Origin of the sequence: Pseudocitrobacter cyperus (assembly GCF_039889165.1) — a bacterium.
Classification (GTDB): domain Bacteria; phylum Pseudomonadota; class Gammaproteobacteria; order Enterobacterales; family Enterobacteriaceae; genus Pseudocitrobacter; species Pseudocitrobacter cyperus.
This window is the reverse complement of sequence record NZ_JAYMYY010000011.1, coordinates 85348-100601: the sequence shown is the minus strand read 5'-3', so window position 1 is coordinate 100601 and position 15254 is coordinate 85348. Positions and strand designations below refer to the sequence as shown.

The following is a 15254-nucleotide window of genomic DNA, read 5'->3' as shown; positions in this document are numbered from 1 at the left end:
TGCGAAATAACTTCGGAAGGCAGGCCCGGAGTTACCGGGCAGGGCAGCGTTCACAACATCCGCATCCACCGTACAATAAAATCGGCCACGCTTTCCACGTCATTAATATCCAATAACTGTACATCAACATTAAGTGGCGCATCGCAGGCTACGGCAATAACATGCTTATCAAGCATCAGCTCTTTTTGCTCATGCCCTGCATCCTCGCGAAACAACACAATCTTCGCGATCTCCTCATGCTTAAACCCTTCTACCAGAATCAAATCCAGCTTTGACTCGTCCATTCTGCTGGCCAGGAAGGTGAGATCTAATTCCTCCTCTTCTGGCGTCTCTGTCATCAATGCCCATCGCTGCTTACTGGCCACCAGTGTTTGCGCAGCTCCTGCTTTGCGTAACTCATAACTATCCTTACCCGGCTTATCGACATCCATATTATGGTGCGTATGTTTTATCAGGCCAGGGCGGATCCCACGGCAGCATAGCGCCGGGATCAACTGCTTGAGTAACGTTGTTTTACCGGTGCCACTCCACGCGGCTATGGCTAATAAGGGGATCATGGACGCTCCTCGTACCGGGCTAAATCCTCAAGCGTGTTCACGTTGCTAAAAGCCTCCCGACATTCACTGAAATCCACTGAATGCCCGCCAGCTTCACGCATAAATACCATTACTCGACGGTCACCGCGCGCGAGATAAGCCTCTATCGCCGGTGCAATATGACGATGCACCAGGGCGATAGCTGGATGATCGCGATCGCCATCATGTACCCAAACCACAGGCGCATTATTACGTTGTAATCGCAGACGCTCAGCGAGATTTGCCGGAATAAACGGGGTATCGCAGGGGCAGAACAGAAACCACTCACCCTCAGCTTGCTGCATTACGGAGCTCATTCCGGCAAGCGGCCCGGGAAAATCAGCGAGCGAATCCTGATAGACGGGAAATCCACTGGCCTGATAAACCTCGATATTGCGATTTGCGCTGATCGCTACTGAATCGACCTGTGGCTGTAAACGATCCGCCACATGTTGCCATAGAGGTCTCCCATGTAGCGTCATCAGGCCCTTATCCTTTCCGCCCATCCGCGACGCTTTACCGCCCGCCAGCACGACACCCGTTATATTCACTATATCGCCTCTTTTATTGTGGGTTTGACCCTGCTACCGTGTGTTAATCAAGAGTAAGGAGCACGACCATGAAATGTAAACGTCTCAATGAAGTTATTGAACTCCTCCAGCCAGCCTGGCAGAAAGAGCCGGAACTGAACCTGATGCAATTTTTGCAGAAACTGGCGAAGGAGTCAGGTTATGAGGGTGAACTGGCAGATTTAACGGATGATATCCTGATCTACCACCTGAAAATGCGCGACTCGGCAAAAGATGCCGTGATCCCGGGTATTCAGAAAGATTATGAAGAAGACTTTAAAACTGCGTTGCTGCGTGCCCGCGGTGTGATTAAAGAGTAAAAGGTTGTAAGCACTGCCACTGAAAGCGCTGTGAGATGATATCCTGAACCATTCGTATAGTTAGTCGGATTAGCAGGATGAACGACAAGGCTTTCACTTTTCAGACATTACACCCGGATACCATCATTGATGCGTTATTCGATCAGGGTATTCGGGTGGATTCAGGCCTTACCCCGTTAAACAGCTATGAAAACCGGGTTTATCAATTTCAGGATGAAGATCGCCGCCGCATGGTGGTGAAGTTCTATCGTCCCGAACGCTGGTCTGCTGAACAAATTCAGGAAGAGCACCAGTTCGCGCAAGAGCTTCTTCTTGATGAAGTCCCCGTAGCGGCGCCAATCGCTTTTAATAACCAAACCTTGCTAACCCACCAGGGGTTCTATTTCGCCGTTTTCCCAAGCCTCGGTGGTCGCCAGTTTGAATCCGACAATCTCGATCAGATGGAGTGGGTTGGACGTTATCTCGGTCGCCTGCATCAAACCGGGCGAAAATCAGCTTTTGTTGCCCGTCCTGAGATTGGCGTTAAAGAGTATTTGCTTGAGCCTCGCGCCGTTTTCGAGCATTCCGCTCTGGTTCCCTCTGCGCTAAAAGAGCGTTTCCTGAAGGCGACGGATAATCTGATTGATGCGGTGATGAAGCAGTGGCATAGCCGCTTTAACACGCTGCGTTTACACGGCGACTGCCATGCCGGAAATATTCTCTGGCGTGACGGGCCATTGTTTGTCGATTTAGATGATGCGCGCACTGGCCCCGCTGTACAGGATTTATGGATGCTGCTAAACGGCGACCGTGCCGAACAGCGTATGCAGATGGAGATGATTGTTGAAGCCTATGAGGAGTTCAGCAATTTCAATCTCGATGAGTTGGCCCTGATTGAACCTTTACGCGCGATGCGATTGGTTTATTATCTTGCGTGGATTATCAGACGCTGGGATGACCCTGCTTTCCCACAGAATTTCCCGTGGTTAACCGGGGAGGATTTCTGGTTGCAACAGATTTCGATATTTATTGAGCAGGTGAAGGTTCTTCAGGAACCCCCTCTTCAGTTAACGCCAATGTATTAATTTGACATATTCAGGAGAGAATTCGTTATGAAAAAGATTTGGCTTGCGCTGGCAGGTATGATTCTGGCATTCAGCGCTTCCGCTGCGCAGATTACCGATGGTAAACAATATACAACCCTCGAAAAACCTGTTGCCGGCGAGCCACAGGTGCTGGAGTTCTTCTCTTTTTACTGCCCGCACTGCTATCAGTTTGAAGAAGTGCTGCATGTTTCCGATAAAGTGAAAGAGAAACTGCCGGAAGGCACCAAAATGACCAAATACCACGTTGAGTTCCTTGGCCCATTGGGTAAAGACCTGACTCAGGCGTGGGCCGTTGCGATGGCACTGGGCGTGGAAGATAAAATCACTGCGCCGATGTTTGAAGCTATTCAGAAAACACAGACTGTCCAGAACGTTGCTGATATCCGTAAGGTCTTCGTTGATGCAGGCGTGAAAGGTGAAGAATACGATGCTGCCTGGAATAGCTTTGTGGTGAAATCCCTGGTCGCGCAGCAGGAAAAAGCTGCAGCCGACCTGCAATTGCAGGGCGTTCCTGCAATGTTCGTTAACGGTAAATATCAGTTGAATCCGCAGGGTATGGATGCGAGCAATATGGAAATTTTTGTTCAGCAGTATGCAGACACTGTAAAACAACTTATTGAGAAAAAATAAGTTCAATTAAAAATATATAAGGCTCGCAAATTGTTGCGGGCCTTTTTTGTACCCACAGGATAAACACATTCTGATAATGCGTTTTCGAGCCCGGCAAAGATACTGACTGTCGATATTATTTCATATAATGCCCGCACACATTTATTAGGGATGATTATTATGAAAAAGAGTGTCGTGGCGGCGGGTGTGGTAGTGGCTTTAGGTGTATGTTGGATGGGGAGCGCATGGTATACCGGTAAACAGGTCGAACCGAAAGTTGCCGACTTTGTTTCTTCATTTAATCAGGCCAGTAAAGCGAAATCATCAAAAATGGGGATGACATTAAGCTACAAGGACTTTTCCAGCGGCTTGCTGAGTTCTCATTTTCAGGTGGTGCTGACCTTTGAACATGGCGCAGAGGCCAGCGGCATCAAAGCCGGGCAGAACGTTACGTTTAACGTTGATGTTGACCATGGCCCTTTCCCGCTTTCCTCGCTGGCAAAAGGAAGCCTGGGCCCGGCAGTGGCGGCGATGAACGTGTCGCTGGTTAACGGTGAGATCACCAAACCACTCTTTGACGCGGCTAAAGGGCACTCGCCAATTGATGCAAATATTCGTGTAAGCTATGATAAATCTTTCTCGACTCAGGTTGTAGTGGCGCCAGCTTCTTATTCTGATACCCAGACAACATTTGCTTTGGATGGTGGCGAATTTAATGTGTCTGGTGAAAAGTCACCGCTCAATGATGCACGAATTAATGGGCAGTTAAAGAACATTGTTATTAGCCAGGATAGTAACGATGTAAAAGTTTATTCAGATTCAATGACTGTGACGTCAACGGGTCATAAGGATGATGATAATATTTCCGTTGGGCACGCTGTTGTATCATTGAACAATATACGGGTTAATTCTAAGGGGAAAGAGTTAATACAGATTAATGCATTGACTGGAATGTCTGATTTGGCATCATTCAGTGATAAAAAGCGCATAAACTATACCCTCGAATATGGCATCAAGGATTTGATTCGCGAAAAACAAAATCTGGGAAGCGGTAAAATCGCGCTGGTCTTAGAGAATATCGACCCTGTCGCGGTTCACCAGCTATTTACTGATTACAATGCAGAACTCAGTAAGGCTATCGTTGCCAATCCTGCGTTGAGTCATGATGAAGACGCAATGGACGAGATCAGTTTGAAACTGCTCGAGAAGTACATTGCCGACATCCAGAAAAGCGAACCAGTGATCAAACTACCAATTAGCTGGAAAAATGACAAAGGTGAAATGACGGCCAATCTTAATATCGCCACTGCCGATCCGGCCAAAGCCACCTTTACACCAGGTTCGTTAACCGAACAGGTCGATCATAATGTCAAAACCATCACGGCAAATGTCTTGCTGCCTCTGGATGTTTTCACCTATACCGCTAAGCAAATAAAGCTGGCGGAGGGTAAGGATGACGCTACGGCACAAAAACAGGCTGAGAAAGATGTTAACAATGCCATGACGATTGGCAAGATGATGGATCTTATCAGCCTGGACGACAAAGCGGCGAAGCTCGATTTCGAGTATCAGCAGGGCAAAGTTGTCTTTAATGGGAAAGAGATGACTGCGGAAGAGTTTATGGCGCGGGGCGGTCGTTTCCTGCCATAAGTTGATAAACCCGCCTCCTGTCATTCAGGAGGCGGGTAAAACACTATTTCTTCTGCGGGGGCGGCGTAATGAGTGACGTTAGCAGCGCATCTTTCTCTTCCCACAGGGTATTCAGCCACTGCTGGAAACGGCGCTTAAAGTTCTTATCTGAGACATAATCACCGTGTAACTCTTCGGCCACCGGCAGCAGATTCACGCGTACCACAATGCGCGTCAGCTTGCCGCTCAGCATGTCAAAGAACGGGCTGTCATTGTTCTCCGGATAACACAGCGTCACATCAAGCAACTTATCGAATTGAGCACCCAACACGCCCAGCGCCATCGCAATACCGGCCGCTTTTGGCGGCAGTAGATTTTTGTAAGGTGAGCGAGTCTGGCGGTGTTTCTCTTCGGTAAAACGCGATCCTTCAACAAAATTCACGATAGTGGTGGGGTGCGTGCGAAATTTCTCGCAGGAGCGGCGTGTGGTTTCAACATCTTTTCCGCGACGCTCCGGGTGGCGGATGAGATAGCTGTGCGAGTAGCGGCGCATAAACGGCATATCCAGCGCCCAGCAGGCCAGACCGATAAACGGAACCCAGGCCAGTTGCTGTTTCAGGAAATACTTATTCATTGGAATGTGCTTACGGAAAATCACGCACAGCACCACGATATCAGCCCAACTATGGTGATTACAGATAAGCAGATACCAATTCTTTTTATTCAGCGTTTCCAGACCCTCAATCTCCCATTTTAGATGAGGATTGAGGTGCAGTAGCGCGGCCAGCCCTTCACACCAGCAGTACATCATGAAATCACAAAAGACGGAGATTGAGCGCCAGATTACCGGGATGGGCAAAATAAGCTTAACGATCCCGGCGATGATGATCGGTACGGAACATAGTATGGTCAGTAAAATAGTGAGCGCGATACTTATGGGAAGCGTTACCGCTGCGAGCAATCTCGACATAATTAGTCTATTCAGATAGTTAGTTATATAAAGTGCGCAGGCAAAACGCACAAGGTGCTGATTCTATCAGAAAACGGCCTTAATGACGGGTCTTACCAGAATAGAAAAATAACCTCTTCTTATATCCACACAGGATAAATTGTCGCCACCTGCGGTGTTTTGTAATCGATCTGCATTCAACTGATTGATAAATATTGGTTATTTGTTGATGATGTGAGGCAAAATGATCCGGACTTATTATCATAATAAAACTATTCACAAAGTTATCCACAGCTTTTCTTTGCGAGCGATCCAGAAGATCTGCAAATCTTTTCGACTGAATGGGCTTAAAAACTCATGTTTTTAAGCTGTCTGTGGCATCCTTTACCCATAATCTGATAAACAGGCACGGAAATTATGGTTCAGATCCCCGAAAATCCCCTTATCCTCGTTGACGGCTCCTCGTATCTTTACAGGGCGTATCATGCTTTCCCTCCGCTAACCAACGGTGCAGGCGAGCCGACTGGCGCGATGTATGGCGTGCTGAATATGCTTCGCAGCCTGCTTTTGCAGTACCAGCCGACGCATGCTGTTGTGGTATTCGATGCGAAGGGCAAAACCTTCCGTGATGAACTGTTCGAGGATTACAAATCACACCGTCCACCTATGCCTGACGATCTGCGTGCGCAGATCGAGCCGCTGCATGCCATGGTAAAAGCCATGGGGCTGCCACTGATGGCCGTTTCGGGCGTTGAGGCGGACGATGTTATCGGTACACTGGCGCGTGAAGCTGAAGCGGTAGGGCGTCCTGTATTGATCAGTACCGGTGATAAAGATATGGCGCAACTGGTCACGCCGGGGATCACGCTGATTAACACCATGACTAACACCATTCTCGGCCCCGAAGAAGTGGTGACAAAATATGGCGTACCGCCAGAACTTATCATCGATTTCCTCGCACTGATGGGCGACTCCTCGGATAACATTCCGGGCGTTCCGGGGGTTGGTGAAAAAACCGCGCAGGCTCTGTTACAGGGGCTGGGTGGGCTGGATACGCTCTATGCTGAGCCGGAAAAAATTGCCGGGCTAAGCTTCCGTGGCGCGAAAACGATGGCGGCCAAACTGGAGCAGAACAAAGATGTGGCGTATCTCTCCTATCAGCTTGCGACCATTAAAACCGACGTCGAGCTGGAACTGAGCTGTGAACAACTGGAAGTTCAGCCGCCTGCGGCGGAAGAGCTACTGAACCTGTTTAAAAAGTATGAGTTTAAACGCTGGATAACCGATGTTGAGTCTGGCAAATGGTTGCAGGGAAAAGGAGCGAAGCCGACCAAATCAGCGGCTAAGCCGGCGGAAACCATCGTTGTTGAAGATGAAGCAGAAACCGCAGCAACCCTCAGCGCTGACAACTACGTGACGATCCTTGATGAAGCAACGTTAGCTGAATGGATTGAGAAACTGAAAAAAGCGCCGCTGTTTGCTTTCGATACGGAAACGGACAGTCTTGAGAATGTCTCCGCTAACATGGTTGGCCTGTCATTTGCGGTGGAGCCCGGCGTCGCTGCATACGTGCCAGTTGCTCACGATTATCTCGATGCGCCGGAGCAAATCTCCCGCGAACGTGCGCTGGAACTGCTCAAGCCGCTGCTGGAAGATGAAAAATGCCTGAAAGTCGGGCAGAACCTGAAGTATGACCGTGGGATCCTCGCCAATTATGGCATTGAGTTACGCGGTATCGCCTATGACACTATGCTGGAGTCCTACACGCTGGATAGCGTCGCAGGCCGCCACGACATGGACAGCCTCTCCGACCGTTGGTTGAAGCACAAAACCATCACCTTTGAAGAGATTGCCGGTAAAGGTAAAAATCAGCTCACCTTCAACCAGATCGCGCTGGAAGAAGCGGGTCGCTACGCGGCTGAAGATGCTGACGTCACCCTGCAACTGCACCTGAAAATGTGGCCGAAGCTACAGAAAGATGAGGGGCCGCTGAATGTCTTCAAACATATCGAAATGCCACTGGTACCTGTGCTGTCACGCGTAGAACGGAACGGCGTGAAGATTGATCCGGCGGTGCTGCATGCTCACTCTCAGGAAATCGCCAAACGGCTGGTGGAACTGGAGCAAAAAGCATACGAGATTGCGGGTGAAGAGTTTAACCTCTCCTCTCCGAAGCAGTTGCAAACTATTCTTTTTGAAAAACAGGGGATTAAACCGCTCAAGAAAACCCCAGGCGGCGCACCGTCAACGTCTGAAGAGGTGCTTGAAGAGCTGGCGCTGGACTACCCGCTACCGAAAGTTATTCTCGAGTATCGTGGCCTGGCGAAGTTGAAATCGACCTATACTGACAAGCTGCCGTTGATGATCAACCCGAAAACCGGGCGCGTGCACACGTCTTATCATCAGGCTGTCACAGCTACGGGGCGTCTCTCCTCGACGGATCCGAACCTGCAAAACATTCCGGTACGTAATGATGAAGGGCGTCGTATTCGCCAGGCCTTTATTGCACCGAAAGATTACGTGATTGTCTCTGCGGACTACTCACAAATCGAGCTGCGTATTATGGCGCACCTGTCGCGTGATAAAGGCCTGCTGACCGCGTTTGCTGAAGGGAAGGATATCCACCGTGCGACGGCGGCTGAAGTGTTCGGCTTGCCGCTTGAGCGTGTCAGCAGCGAGCAGCGTCGCAGCGCCAAAGCGATTAACTTTGGTCTGATCTACGGTATGAGCGCCTTTGGCCTTTCTCGCCAGCTTAATATCCCGCGCAAAGAGTCGCAGAAGTATATGGATCTCTACTTCGAACGTTACCCTGGTGTGCTGGAGTATATGGAGCGCACACGTGCACAGGCGAAAGATCAGGGCTATGTTGAAACCCTGGATGGCCGCCGTCTCTACCTGCCGGACATCAAGTCCAGCAATGGCGCTCGTCGTGCCGGGGCTGAACGTGCCGCGATTAATGCCCCGATGCAGGGTACCGCTGCGGATATCATCAAACGCGCGATGATTGCTGTTGATGCATGGCTTGAGAGTGAAAAGCCGCGCGTGCGTATGATCATGCAGGTGCACGATGAACTGGTGTTTGAAGTACATAAAGATGATGTGGATATGGTGTCGAAAAAAATCCATGAACTGATGGAGAACAGCACCAAACTGGATGTGCCTTTGCTGGTGGAAGTCGGCTGTGGCGAAAACTGGGATCAGGCGCACTAAGATTTCACAGAATCAGACGCTTTTTTGGTAAGTAAGCAACATAACTTATAGCGTTTTGTGATGAACATTAGAATTAGCTATGTAACGAATGAAAAAAAACTACAAAAAGTGCTTTCTGTGACCAAAAAAAAAGAGTAGAGTTATTCGCGTAGGGTACAGAGGTAAGATGTTCTATCTTTCAGACCTTTTACTTCACGTAATCGGATTTGGCTGAATATTTTAGCCGCCCCGGTCAGTAATGACCGGGGCGTTTTTTATTGGGCGAAACAAAAGCCGCCGAACGGCAGCTTTCATATAAAATCCGGGTCGGACAAGTGGCATCCGACGCCTGCATTTTTACTCTTCGGCTTCTTCCGGCGCCTCTTCTGGCGGAATTTCACTATACCAGGTGTCCAGCTTCTGACGCAGCTTATCCACACCCAGTTTTTTCAGCGATGAAAACGCCTCAACTTGCACATCACCGTTAAAGGCGAGCACAGCTTCGCGAACCATATTGACCTGCGCTTTGCGCGCGCCGCTGGCGAGCTTATCGGCTTTGGTCAGCAACACCAGCACCTCAATCTCGCTGTCTACCGCCCATTGAATCATCTGCTGATCGAGATCTTTCAGCGGATGACGAATATCCATCAGAATGACAATACCTTTCAGGCACAGGCGTTTTTCGAGATATTTACCCAGCGCGCGCTGCCATTTGATTTTCATCTCTTCAGGAACTTCAGCGTAGCCATAGCCTGGTAAGTCGACCAGACGTTTTCCCTCTGCTACTTCGAACAGGTTGATGAGCTGTGTGCGACCAGGCGTCTTTGAAGTACGCGCCAGGCTTTTTTGATTCGTCAGTGTATTCAGCGCGCTGGACTTCCCGGCGTTGGAGCGGCCTGCGAATGCCACTTCGATTCCGGTATCGGAAGGTAAATGGCGGATATCTGGCGCACTGGTTACAAAGTGCGTCAGTTGGTAGTTCCAGTTAGTCAAAACGGTCGTCTCCGTTAAATCAGGCAATGCTGGCGATTATACCCGATCGGTAAAAAAAGGCTGATTTTCCTCAGCGAGTCTACAGGATGTAAGCAAAACCCCTACAGTTTGTGGGATATTGCCCATAAACCCTATGCGAAATTTCAGAGAAGTTTGAGAAGGAAAAATCGGTAAAAATAGATAAATCATAGAGTTAATGTTGGGGAAAACTCTGATTTTATATTTATGTGCCGTTTCGCTGCTTGTTAGTTTAGCTCAACAAGGTAAAGTATCACTCATTGGCGAGGACGCCGGAAGGATTTCTAACTCAGGATGAGGGTCAGGAGCGCCAGGAGGCGAAGACTTAGGATTGTCAGGAAGACAAACGTCCGGAGACGTAGTGAAAGGAAATGGAGTTATACAGGGATCGTTGCAGGCTAAAGGAAAGACAGGGTGTGTCGGTAGCTAACATGGAATGTAGTGCCCGTTAAGGGTAGAGAGTCAAGAAAAAGGCGACAGATTACTCTGTCGCCTTTTTTCTTTGTTGGTATTCTGCTAGATTCCGGCTCAATTCTATACTGAATAAAACGGCTATAAGACGACACCATGAAAAAACCAACATCTGCACCGCGTGCGAAAACACGCCGCAAAACCCGCGAAGAGCTGGACCAGGAAGCGCGCGACCGCAAGCGTCAGAAGAAGCATCGTGGCCATACGCCGGGAAGCCGTGCAAGTGGTAGTAGTGCGTCTGGTAGCGCAGGTCAAAAAGGACAGATCGCCGATCCCCGTATTGGTAGTAAAAAACCTGTTCAGTTAGGCGTGGCCGCTGCACAGACAACCCCCCGTCAGCAAAAACCAAAAAGCGAGAAACCTATGCTTTCACCGCAGGCTGAGCTGGATCTGTTAGAAACTGATGAGCGTCTGGATGCGTTGCTGGAACGTCTGGAAGAGGGCGGAAAGCTTAACGCTGAAGAACAAAGCTGGGTCGATGCCAAACTGGATCGTATCGACGAATTAATGCAACAACTCGGCCTCTCTTACGATGATGACGAAGAAGAAGAGGAAGACGAGGGTAAGGAAGACATGATGCGTCTGCTGAAAGGCGGAAACTAACGTTTGCATGCGGTCGGTTTCCCGGTTCTGCTTATAACCCTTCTGGCTATATGTTATCTGGCGTGGTTATTCGTTAAACTACAACGGTTGTCGCGGCGTCAAAAACGGCTGCGCAACCGGCTGATGGCTCAACGTGAAGCCCGGCCGGTACGCCGTCGTCGTTAGCGACGTCACTGGAAGGAGTAAGCATGTCTGCGCAGTTAATCGACTGGGATCTGGCCCTGATCCAGAAATATAACTATTCCGGGCCACGTTACACTTCGTATCCCACCGCGCTGGAGTTTTCTGACGCGTTCGGGGAAAGCGAGTTTCTGAATGCGGTTGCACGGTATCCTGAGCGGCCGCTCTCGCTGTATGTACATATCCCTTTCTGCCATAAGCTCTGCTATTTCTGCGGCTGCAATAAAATCGTCACCCGACAACAGCATAAAGCTGACCAGTATCTCGATGCGCTGGAGCAGGAAATCCGCCATCGCGCACCGCTGTTTACCGGGCGTAAAGTCACGCAACTGCACTGGGGCGGCGGTACGCCTACCTATCTGAATAAGGTGCAAATCAGCCGTTTGATGACGCTGCTACGGGAAAATTTCCACTTCGTCGCCGATGCGGAGATCTCCATTGAGGTCGACCCGCGAGAAATAGAGCTGGATGTAATAGACCATCTGCGCGCGGAAGGTTTTAACCGTCTGAGCATGGGGGTGCAGGATTTCAATAAAGAAGTTCAGCGCCTTGTGAACCGCGAACAGGATGAAGAGTTTATCTTCGCGCTGTTGAATCACGCGCGAGAAATTGGCTTCACCTCAACCAACATTGACCTGATTTACGGCCTGCCGAAGCAGACGCCGGAAAGTTTCGCCTTTACGCTTAAACGCGTGGCGGAGCTGAATCCGGATCGTCTCAGCGTCTTTAACTACGCGCACCTGCCAACCCTTTTTGCCGCGCAGCGTAAAATTAAAGATGCTGACCTGCCATCCGCACAGCAGAAACTGGATATCCTTCAGGAGACCATCTCCTCTTTAACCGACACGGGTTATCAGTTTATCGGTATGGATCACTTCGCCCGTCCGGATGACGAACTGGCCGTTGCCCAGCGTGAAGGCGTATTGCATCGTAACTTCCAGGGCTACACAACTCAGGGCGATACCGATCTGCTCGGCATGGGCGTATCAGCCATCAGCATGATTGGCGACTGCTATGCGCAAAATCAGAAAGAGCTAAAGCTTTATTATCAACAGGTGGATGAGCGCGGCGACGCTCTGTGGCGGGGTATTGCGCTAACCCGTGATGACTGTATTCGCCGTGACGTGATTAAGGCATTGATTTGTAACTTCCGCCTGGATTACGCGGCCGTAGAGCAACAGTGGGATCTCAACTTTACGGATTACTTTGCCGAAGATCTAAAACTGCTGGCGCCGCTGGCGAAAGATGGGCTGGTGGACGTGGATGAAAAAGGGATTCAGGTTACGCCGAAAGGCCGTCTGCTGATTCGTAATATATGCATGTGCTTTGATGCCTATTTGCGGCAAAAAGCGCGGATGCAGCAGTTCTCTCGCGTGATTTAAGTAAATGCCCGGTGGCGCTAACGCTTACCGGGCAAAATAATCAGCTAAATAGCTCTGTTACTCCATCCCCAGTTCTTTCAGCTTACGGGTCAGCGTATTTCGCCCCCAGCCCAGTAGTCGCGCCGCTTCCTGTTTATGCCCCTGCGTATGACGCAGAGCCGTTGTCAGCAGAGTACGTTCCATTTCAGGCTGCGCTTCCGACAACAGGTTTTGATGACCGGATCGCAGCGCACGATCGGCCCACTGCGCCAGCAGCGTTGCCCAGTTATCTGGCTGTGTGTGAGTGGTACCGTCCGGCACCGTGGTTTCAAACAGCTCGCTCGGGAGATCCTGAATCAACACTTCCTGACCTGCAGCCATTACTGTCAGCCAGCGACAGGTATTTTCTAACTGACGCACGTTGCCCGGCCAGGCCAGACGCGTCAGCGCCGCTTCGGTCTCCGGATGCAGAAGTTTGACTTCAACACCCAGTTCACGCGCGGCGATTTGCAGGAAGTGACGCGCCAGGCGTGGAATATCCTCGCGACGCTCGCGCAGCGGCGGAAGATGGACGCGAATCACGTTCAGGCGATGGAATAAATCCTCACGGAATTTTCCCTCCTGCACGCGAAGCTCCAGGTTCTGGTGAGTCGCCGCGATAATACGCACATCCACTTTCACCGGCGCATAACCGCCGACGCGGTAAAACTGGCCGTCCGCCAGTACACGCAGCAATCGTGTCTGCACGTCGTTAGGCATATCACCGATTTCATCAAGAAACAGTGTGCCGCCGTCCGCCTGCTCAAAACGCCCCTGACGCACGGTGTTAGCACCGGTAAATGCCCCTTTCTCGTGGCCAAAAAGCTCTGACTCAATCAAATCTTTTGGAATAGCCGCCATATTAAGGGCGATAAATGGCGCTTTGGCGCGCGGGCTGTGGCGATGCAGGGCATGCGCAACCAGCTCTTTACCCGTCCCGGATTCGCCATTAATGAGTACGCTTATTGATGACCGGGAGAGGCGACCGATAATGCGAAACACATCCTGCATGGCTGGCGCTTCGCCAATAATATCGGCAGTTGGCCCGAAAGCCGGGACGTCACGCGGCTGCTGCTGTTCCTGATAATGGCTGATGGCGCGTTCAACCAGCGCCACGGCTTCATCAATATCAAACGGCTTTGGCAGGTAATCAAATGCGCCCTGCTGGTACGCGCTGACGGCGGCATCCAGATCGGAATGGGCCGTCATTATGATGACCGGAAGCATCGGATGACGCTGTTTAATCTGTTTTAACAGCGCGAGACCATCCATTCCGGGCATGCGGATATCGGAAAGCAGCACGTCCGGTGTTTTGGTGGTGAGCGCGTCCAGCACTTCGTTGCCGCTTTCGAATGTCGTACAGCTTAAGCCAGCCCCGGTGAGTGCGCGTTCAAGCACCCAACGGATGGAGCTATCGTCATCTACGACCCAGACTATCCCTCGTTGCATAAACACACCTTATTTTCGAATTGGCAGGTAAACCGAGAACTCGGTATGGCCTGGCCAACTGGTAAATTCAATTTTGCCGGAATGCTGATCGATCAGGCTACGGGCGATGGATAGACCCAACCCGGTGCCGCCTTCGCGGCCACTTACCATCGGATAGAACAGCGTGTCTTGTAAATGAGACGGAATGCCCGGCCCGTTATCTTCAACGTCAATGCGCGCCGCCAGACGATAGCGTTCACCATGGAGCGTCAACTGGAAGGCGGTGCGGGTGCGCAGAATAATCTCGCCGCCTTCTGGCCCCAACGCCTGTAATGCATTGCGCACAATATTCAATAAAACCTGCTCAATCTGGTCGGGATCGTGCGGCAGTTCCGGCAAGCTGGGATCATAATCGCGCACCAGGCGAACATTGTCCGGCAACTCCATTGATACCAGCGAAAAGACGCGCTCGGCCACTTTGTGAATGCTTTCGGTTATGTGCATCCCCGGCTGTTGCGGCCCCAGCAAGCGGTCTACCAGATTACGCAGGCGATCGGCCTGCTCAATGATCATTTTTGTGTATTCGGTGAGCGAAGGGTCGGGCAGTGCCCTGCTTAACAGTTGTGCTGCACCGCGCAAGCCACCCAATGGATTTTTAATCTCGTGGGCCAGCCCACGGACTAAATCACGCGCGGCAATTTGCTGAGCATGCTGGAGCTGCTCCTGACTCAGACGGCGTTGGTTATCCATCGGCGCCATCTCAAGCAGAATAAAGCCGTCAGGAAGCCTTTGAGCGGTCAGAGAGAGGATATGAGAGCGTCCGTCGATCACCAGCGTCACTTCGTTGTCTGTGAAGCCCTGGCCGGTTTGCAGGCTCTCCTGCATCAAACCAATATTGAGCGAAAAATAGCTCAGCAGCTCCGGTAATGGGGTACCAAAGAGTTTTCGTGAGCTTTGCGCCAGCAACTGTTGTGCCGCTGGATTGGCGTAATGCACCGCCAGGTCGTCATCGACCAGCAGAATGCTATTAATTAAAGAATTGAGGATCTGCCCAGCATCGGGCAGCGCGCCGGTTGCCATTTAGCAGTCTCCTTTGATTGCACTGTTTTAGTGCATTATAGCTGGATGGACGGGAAAAAGGCGCTAACTACGCGTTTTTGTGGAGAAAAAAGCCCATCCAGAGATGGGCTAAAAGTTCCACGGCAACAACTTACTCTGCATCATACTTGCCGCCGC

General features: G+C 50.7%; 14 protein-coding genes. 8 read left to right on the top strand and 6 right to left on the bottom strand.

Going from position 1 to position 15254, the window contains the following annotated elements; genetic code table 11:
* Positions 1-50: 50 nt before the first annotated feature.
* Together mobB and mobA are read right to left on the bottom strand one after the other, a co-directional pair.
* Positions 51-557: a molybdopterin-guanine dinucleotide biosynthesis protein MobB gene (gene mobB, locus VSR74_RS22180; protein ID WP_347796699.1), complete on the bottom strand. Its 507-nt coding sequence runs from the start codon at positions 555-557 to the stop codon at positions 51-53.
* Entirely contained in the window at positions 554-1126 is a 573-nt protein-coding gene (gene mobA, locus VSR74_RS22175; protein ID WP_347796698.1) for a molybdenum cofactor guanylyltransferase MobA, read from the bottom strand. Before mobA ends, mobB begins: the two co-directional genes overlap by 4 nt.
* A gap of 68 nt (positions 1127-1194) precedes the next feature.
* Between mobA and VSR74_RS22170 the strand changes: the two genes are divergently transcribed.
* The 4 genes from VSR74_RS22170 to VSR74_RS22155 all read left to right on the top strand — a co-directional run bounded on the left by VSR74_RS22170 (position 1195) and on the right by VSR74_RS22155 (position 4808).
* Positions 1195-1464 carry a YihD family protein gene (locus VSR74_RS22170; protein WP_015966571.1) on the top strand — a complete coding sequence of 90 codons (270 nt, stop codon included), beginning with the start codon at positions 1195-1197 and terminating at the stop codon, positions 1462-1464.
* 77 nt (positions 1465-1541) lie between these two features.
* Complete coding sequence (locus tag VSR74_RS22165; RefSeq protein ID WP_347796697.1) at positions 1542-2528, top strand: serine/threonine protein kinase; 987 nt, start codon at positions 1542-1544, stop codon at positions 2526-2528.
* A 27-nt stretch (positions 2529-2555) separates the two neighbouring features.
* Complete coding sequence (dsbA, locus tag VSR74_RS22160) at positions 2556-3179, top strand: thiol:disulfide interchange protein DsbA (RefSeq protein ID WP_347796696.1); 624 nt, start codon at positions 2556-2558, stop codon at positions 3177-3179.
* Positions 3180-3338: 159 nt separating this feature from the next.
* Positions 3339-4808 (top strand): DUF945 family protein, encoded by a 1470-nt coding sequence (locus tag VSR74_RS22155; protein ID WP_347796695.1) that lies wholly within the window; start codon positions 3339-3341, stop codon positions 4806-4808.
* Between the two features lie 43 nt (positions 4809-4851).
* On the opposite strand, the gene VSR74_RS22150 is transcribed toward VSR74_RS22155, so the two are convergent.
* Complete coding sequence (locus VSR74_RS22150) at positions 4852-5784, bottom strand: acyltransferase (protein ID WP_347796700.1); 933 nt, start codon at positions 5782-5784, stop codon at positions 4852-4854.
* Between the two features lie 369 nt (positions 5785-6153).
* Between VSR74_RS22150 and polA the strand changes: the two genes are divergently transcribed.
* A complete protein-coding gene (polA, locus tag VSR74_RS22145; RefSeq protein ID WP_347796694.1) occupies positions 6154-8946 on the top strand; it encodes a DNA polymerase I in 2793 nt (930 codons plus the stop codon).
* Between the two features lie 166 nt (positions 8947-9112).
* A complete protein-coding gene (locus VSR74_RS23345; RefSeq protein WP_071892919.1) occupies positions 9113-9160 on the top strand; it encodes a spot 42 RNA, inhibition of DNA synthesis in 48 nt (15 codons plus the stop codon).
* A gap of 122 nt (positions 9161-9282) precedes the next feature.
* Here VSR74_RS23345 and yihA read toward each other — a convergent pair whose 3' ends face one another.
* Positions 9283-9918, bottom strand: a complete 636-nt coding sequence (gene yihA, locus VSR74_RS22140) for a ribosome biogenesis GTP-binding protein YihA/YsxC (protein ID WP_347796693.1) — start codon at positions 9916-9918, stop codon at positions 9283-9285.
* Positions 9919-10503: 585 nt separating this feature from the next.
* Between yihA and yihI the strand changes: the two genes are divergently transcribed.
* The gene (gene yihI / locus VSR74_RS22135) at positions 10504-11010 is read left to right on the top strand and encodes a Der GTPase-activating protein YihI (protein WP_347796692.1); all 507 of its coding nucleotides are present in this window, start codon (positions 10504-10506) and stop codon (positions 11008-11010) included.
* Positions 11011-11198: 188 nt separating this feature from the next.
* On the top strand, positions 11199-12572 hold the full coding sequence (hemN, locus tag VSR74_RS22130; protein WP_347796691.1) for an oxygen-independent coproporphyrinogen III oxidase: 1374 nt from the start codon (positions 11199-11201) through the stop codon (positions 12570-12572).
* Positions 12573-12629: 57 nt separating this feature from the next.
* On the opposite strand, the gene glnG is transcribed toward hemN, so the two are convergent.
* Both glnG and glnL read right to left on the bottom strand, forming a co-directional pair.
* Positions 12630-14039 (bottom strand): nitrogen regulation protein NR(I), encoded by a 1410-nt coding sequence (glnG, locus tag VSR74_RS22125; protein WP_108477078.1) that lies wholly within the window; start codon positions 14037-14039, stop codon positions 12630-12632.
* A 9-nt stretch (positions 14040-14048) separates the two neighbouring features.
* Complete coding sequence (gene glnL / locus VSR74_RS22120; RefSeq protein ID WP_347796690.1) at positions 14049-15098, bottom strand: nitrogen regulation protein NR(II); 1050 nt, start codon at positions 15096-15098, stop codon at positions 14049-14051.
* Between the last annotated feature and the right edge of the window lie 156 nt (positions 15099-15254).

Coding starts and splice junctions, on each gene's coding strand:
- mobB (WP_347796699.1), bottom strand. CDS start 557: ATGATCCCCTTATTAGCCATAGCCGCGTGGAGTGGCACCGGTAAAACA.
- VSR74_RS22170 (WP_015966571.1), top strand. CDS start 1,195: ATGAAATGTAAACGTCTCAATGAAGTTATTGAACTCCTCCAGCCAGCC.
- VSR74_RS22165 (WP_347796697.1), top strand. CDS start 1,542: ATGAACGACAAGGCTTTCACTTTTCAGACATTACACCCGGATACCATC.
- dsbA (WP_347796696.1), top strand. CDS start 2,556: ATGAAAAAGATTTGGCTTGCGCTGGCAGGTATGATTCTGGCATTCAGC.
- VSR74_RS22155 (WP_347796695.1), top strand. CDS start 3,339: ATGAAAAAGAGTGTCGTGGCGGCGGGTGTGGTAGTGGCTTTAGGTGTA.
- polA (WP_347796694.1), top strand. CDS start 6,154: ATGGTTCAGATCCCCGAAAATCCCCTTATCCTCGTTGACGGCTCCTCG.
- yihI (WP_347796692.1), top strand. CDS start 10,504: ATGAAAAAACCAACATCTGCACCGCGTGCGAAAACACGCCGCAAAACC.
- hemN (WP_347796691.1), top strand. CDS start 11,199: ATGTCTGCGCAGTTAATCGACTGGGATCTGGCCCTGATCCAGAAATAT.
- glnG (WP_108477078.1), bottom strand. CDS start 14,039: ATGCAACGAGGGATAGTCTGGGTCGTAGATGACGATAGCTCCATCCGT.
- glnL (WP_347796690.1), bottom strand. CDS start 15,098: ATGGCAACCGGCGCGCTGCCCGATGCTGGGCAGATCCTCAATTCTTTA.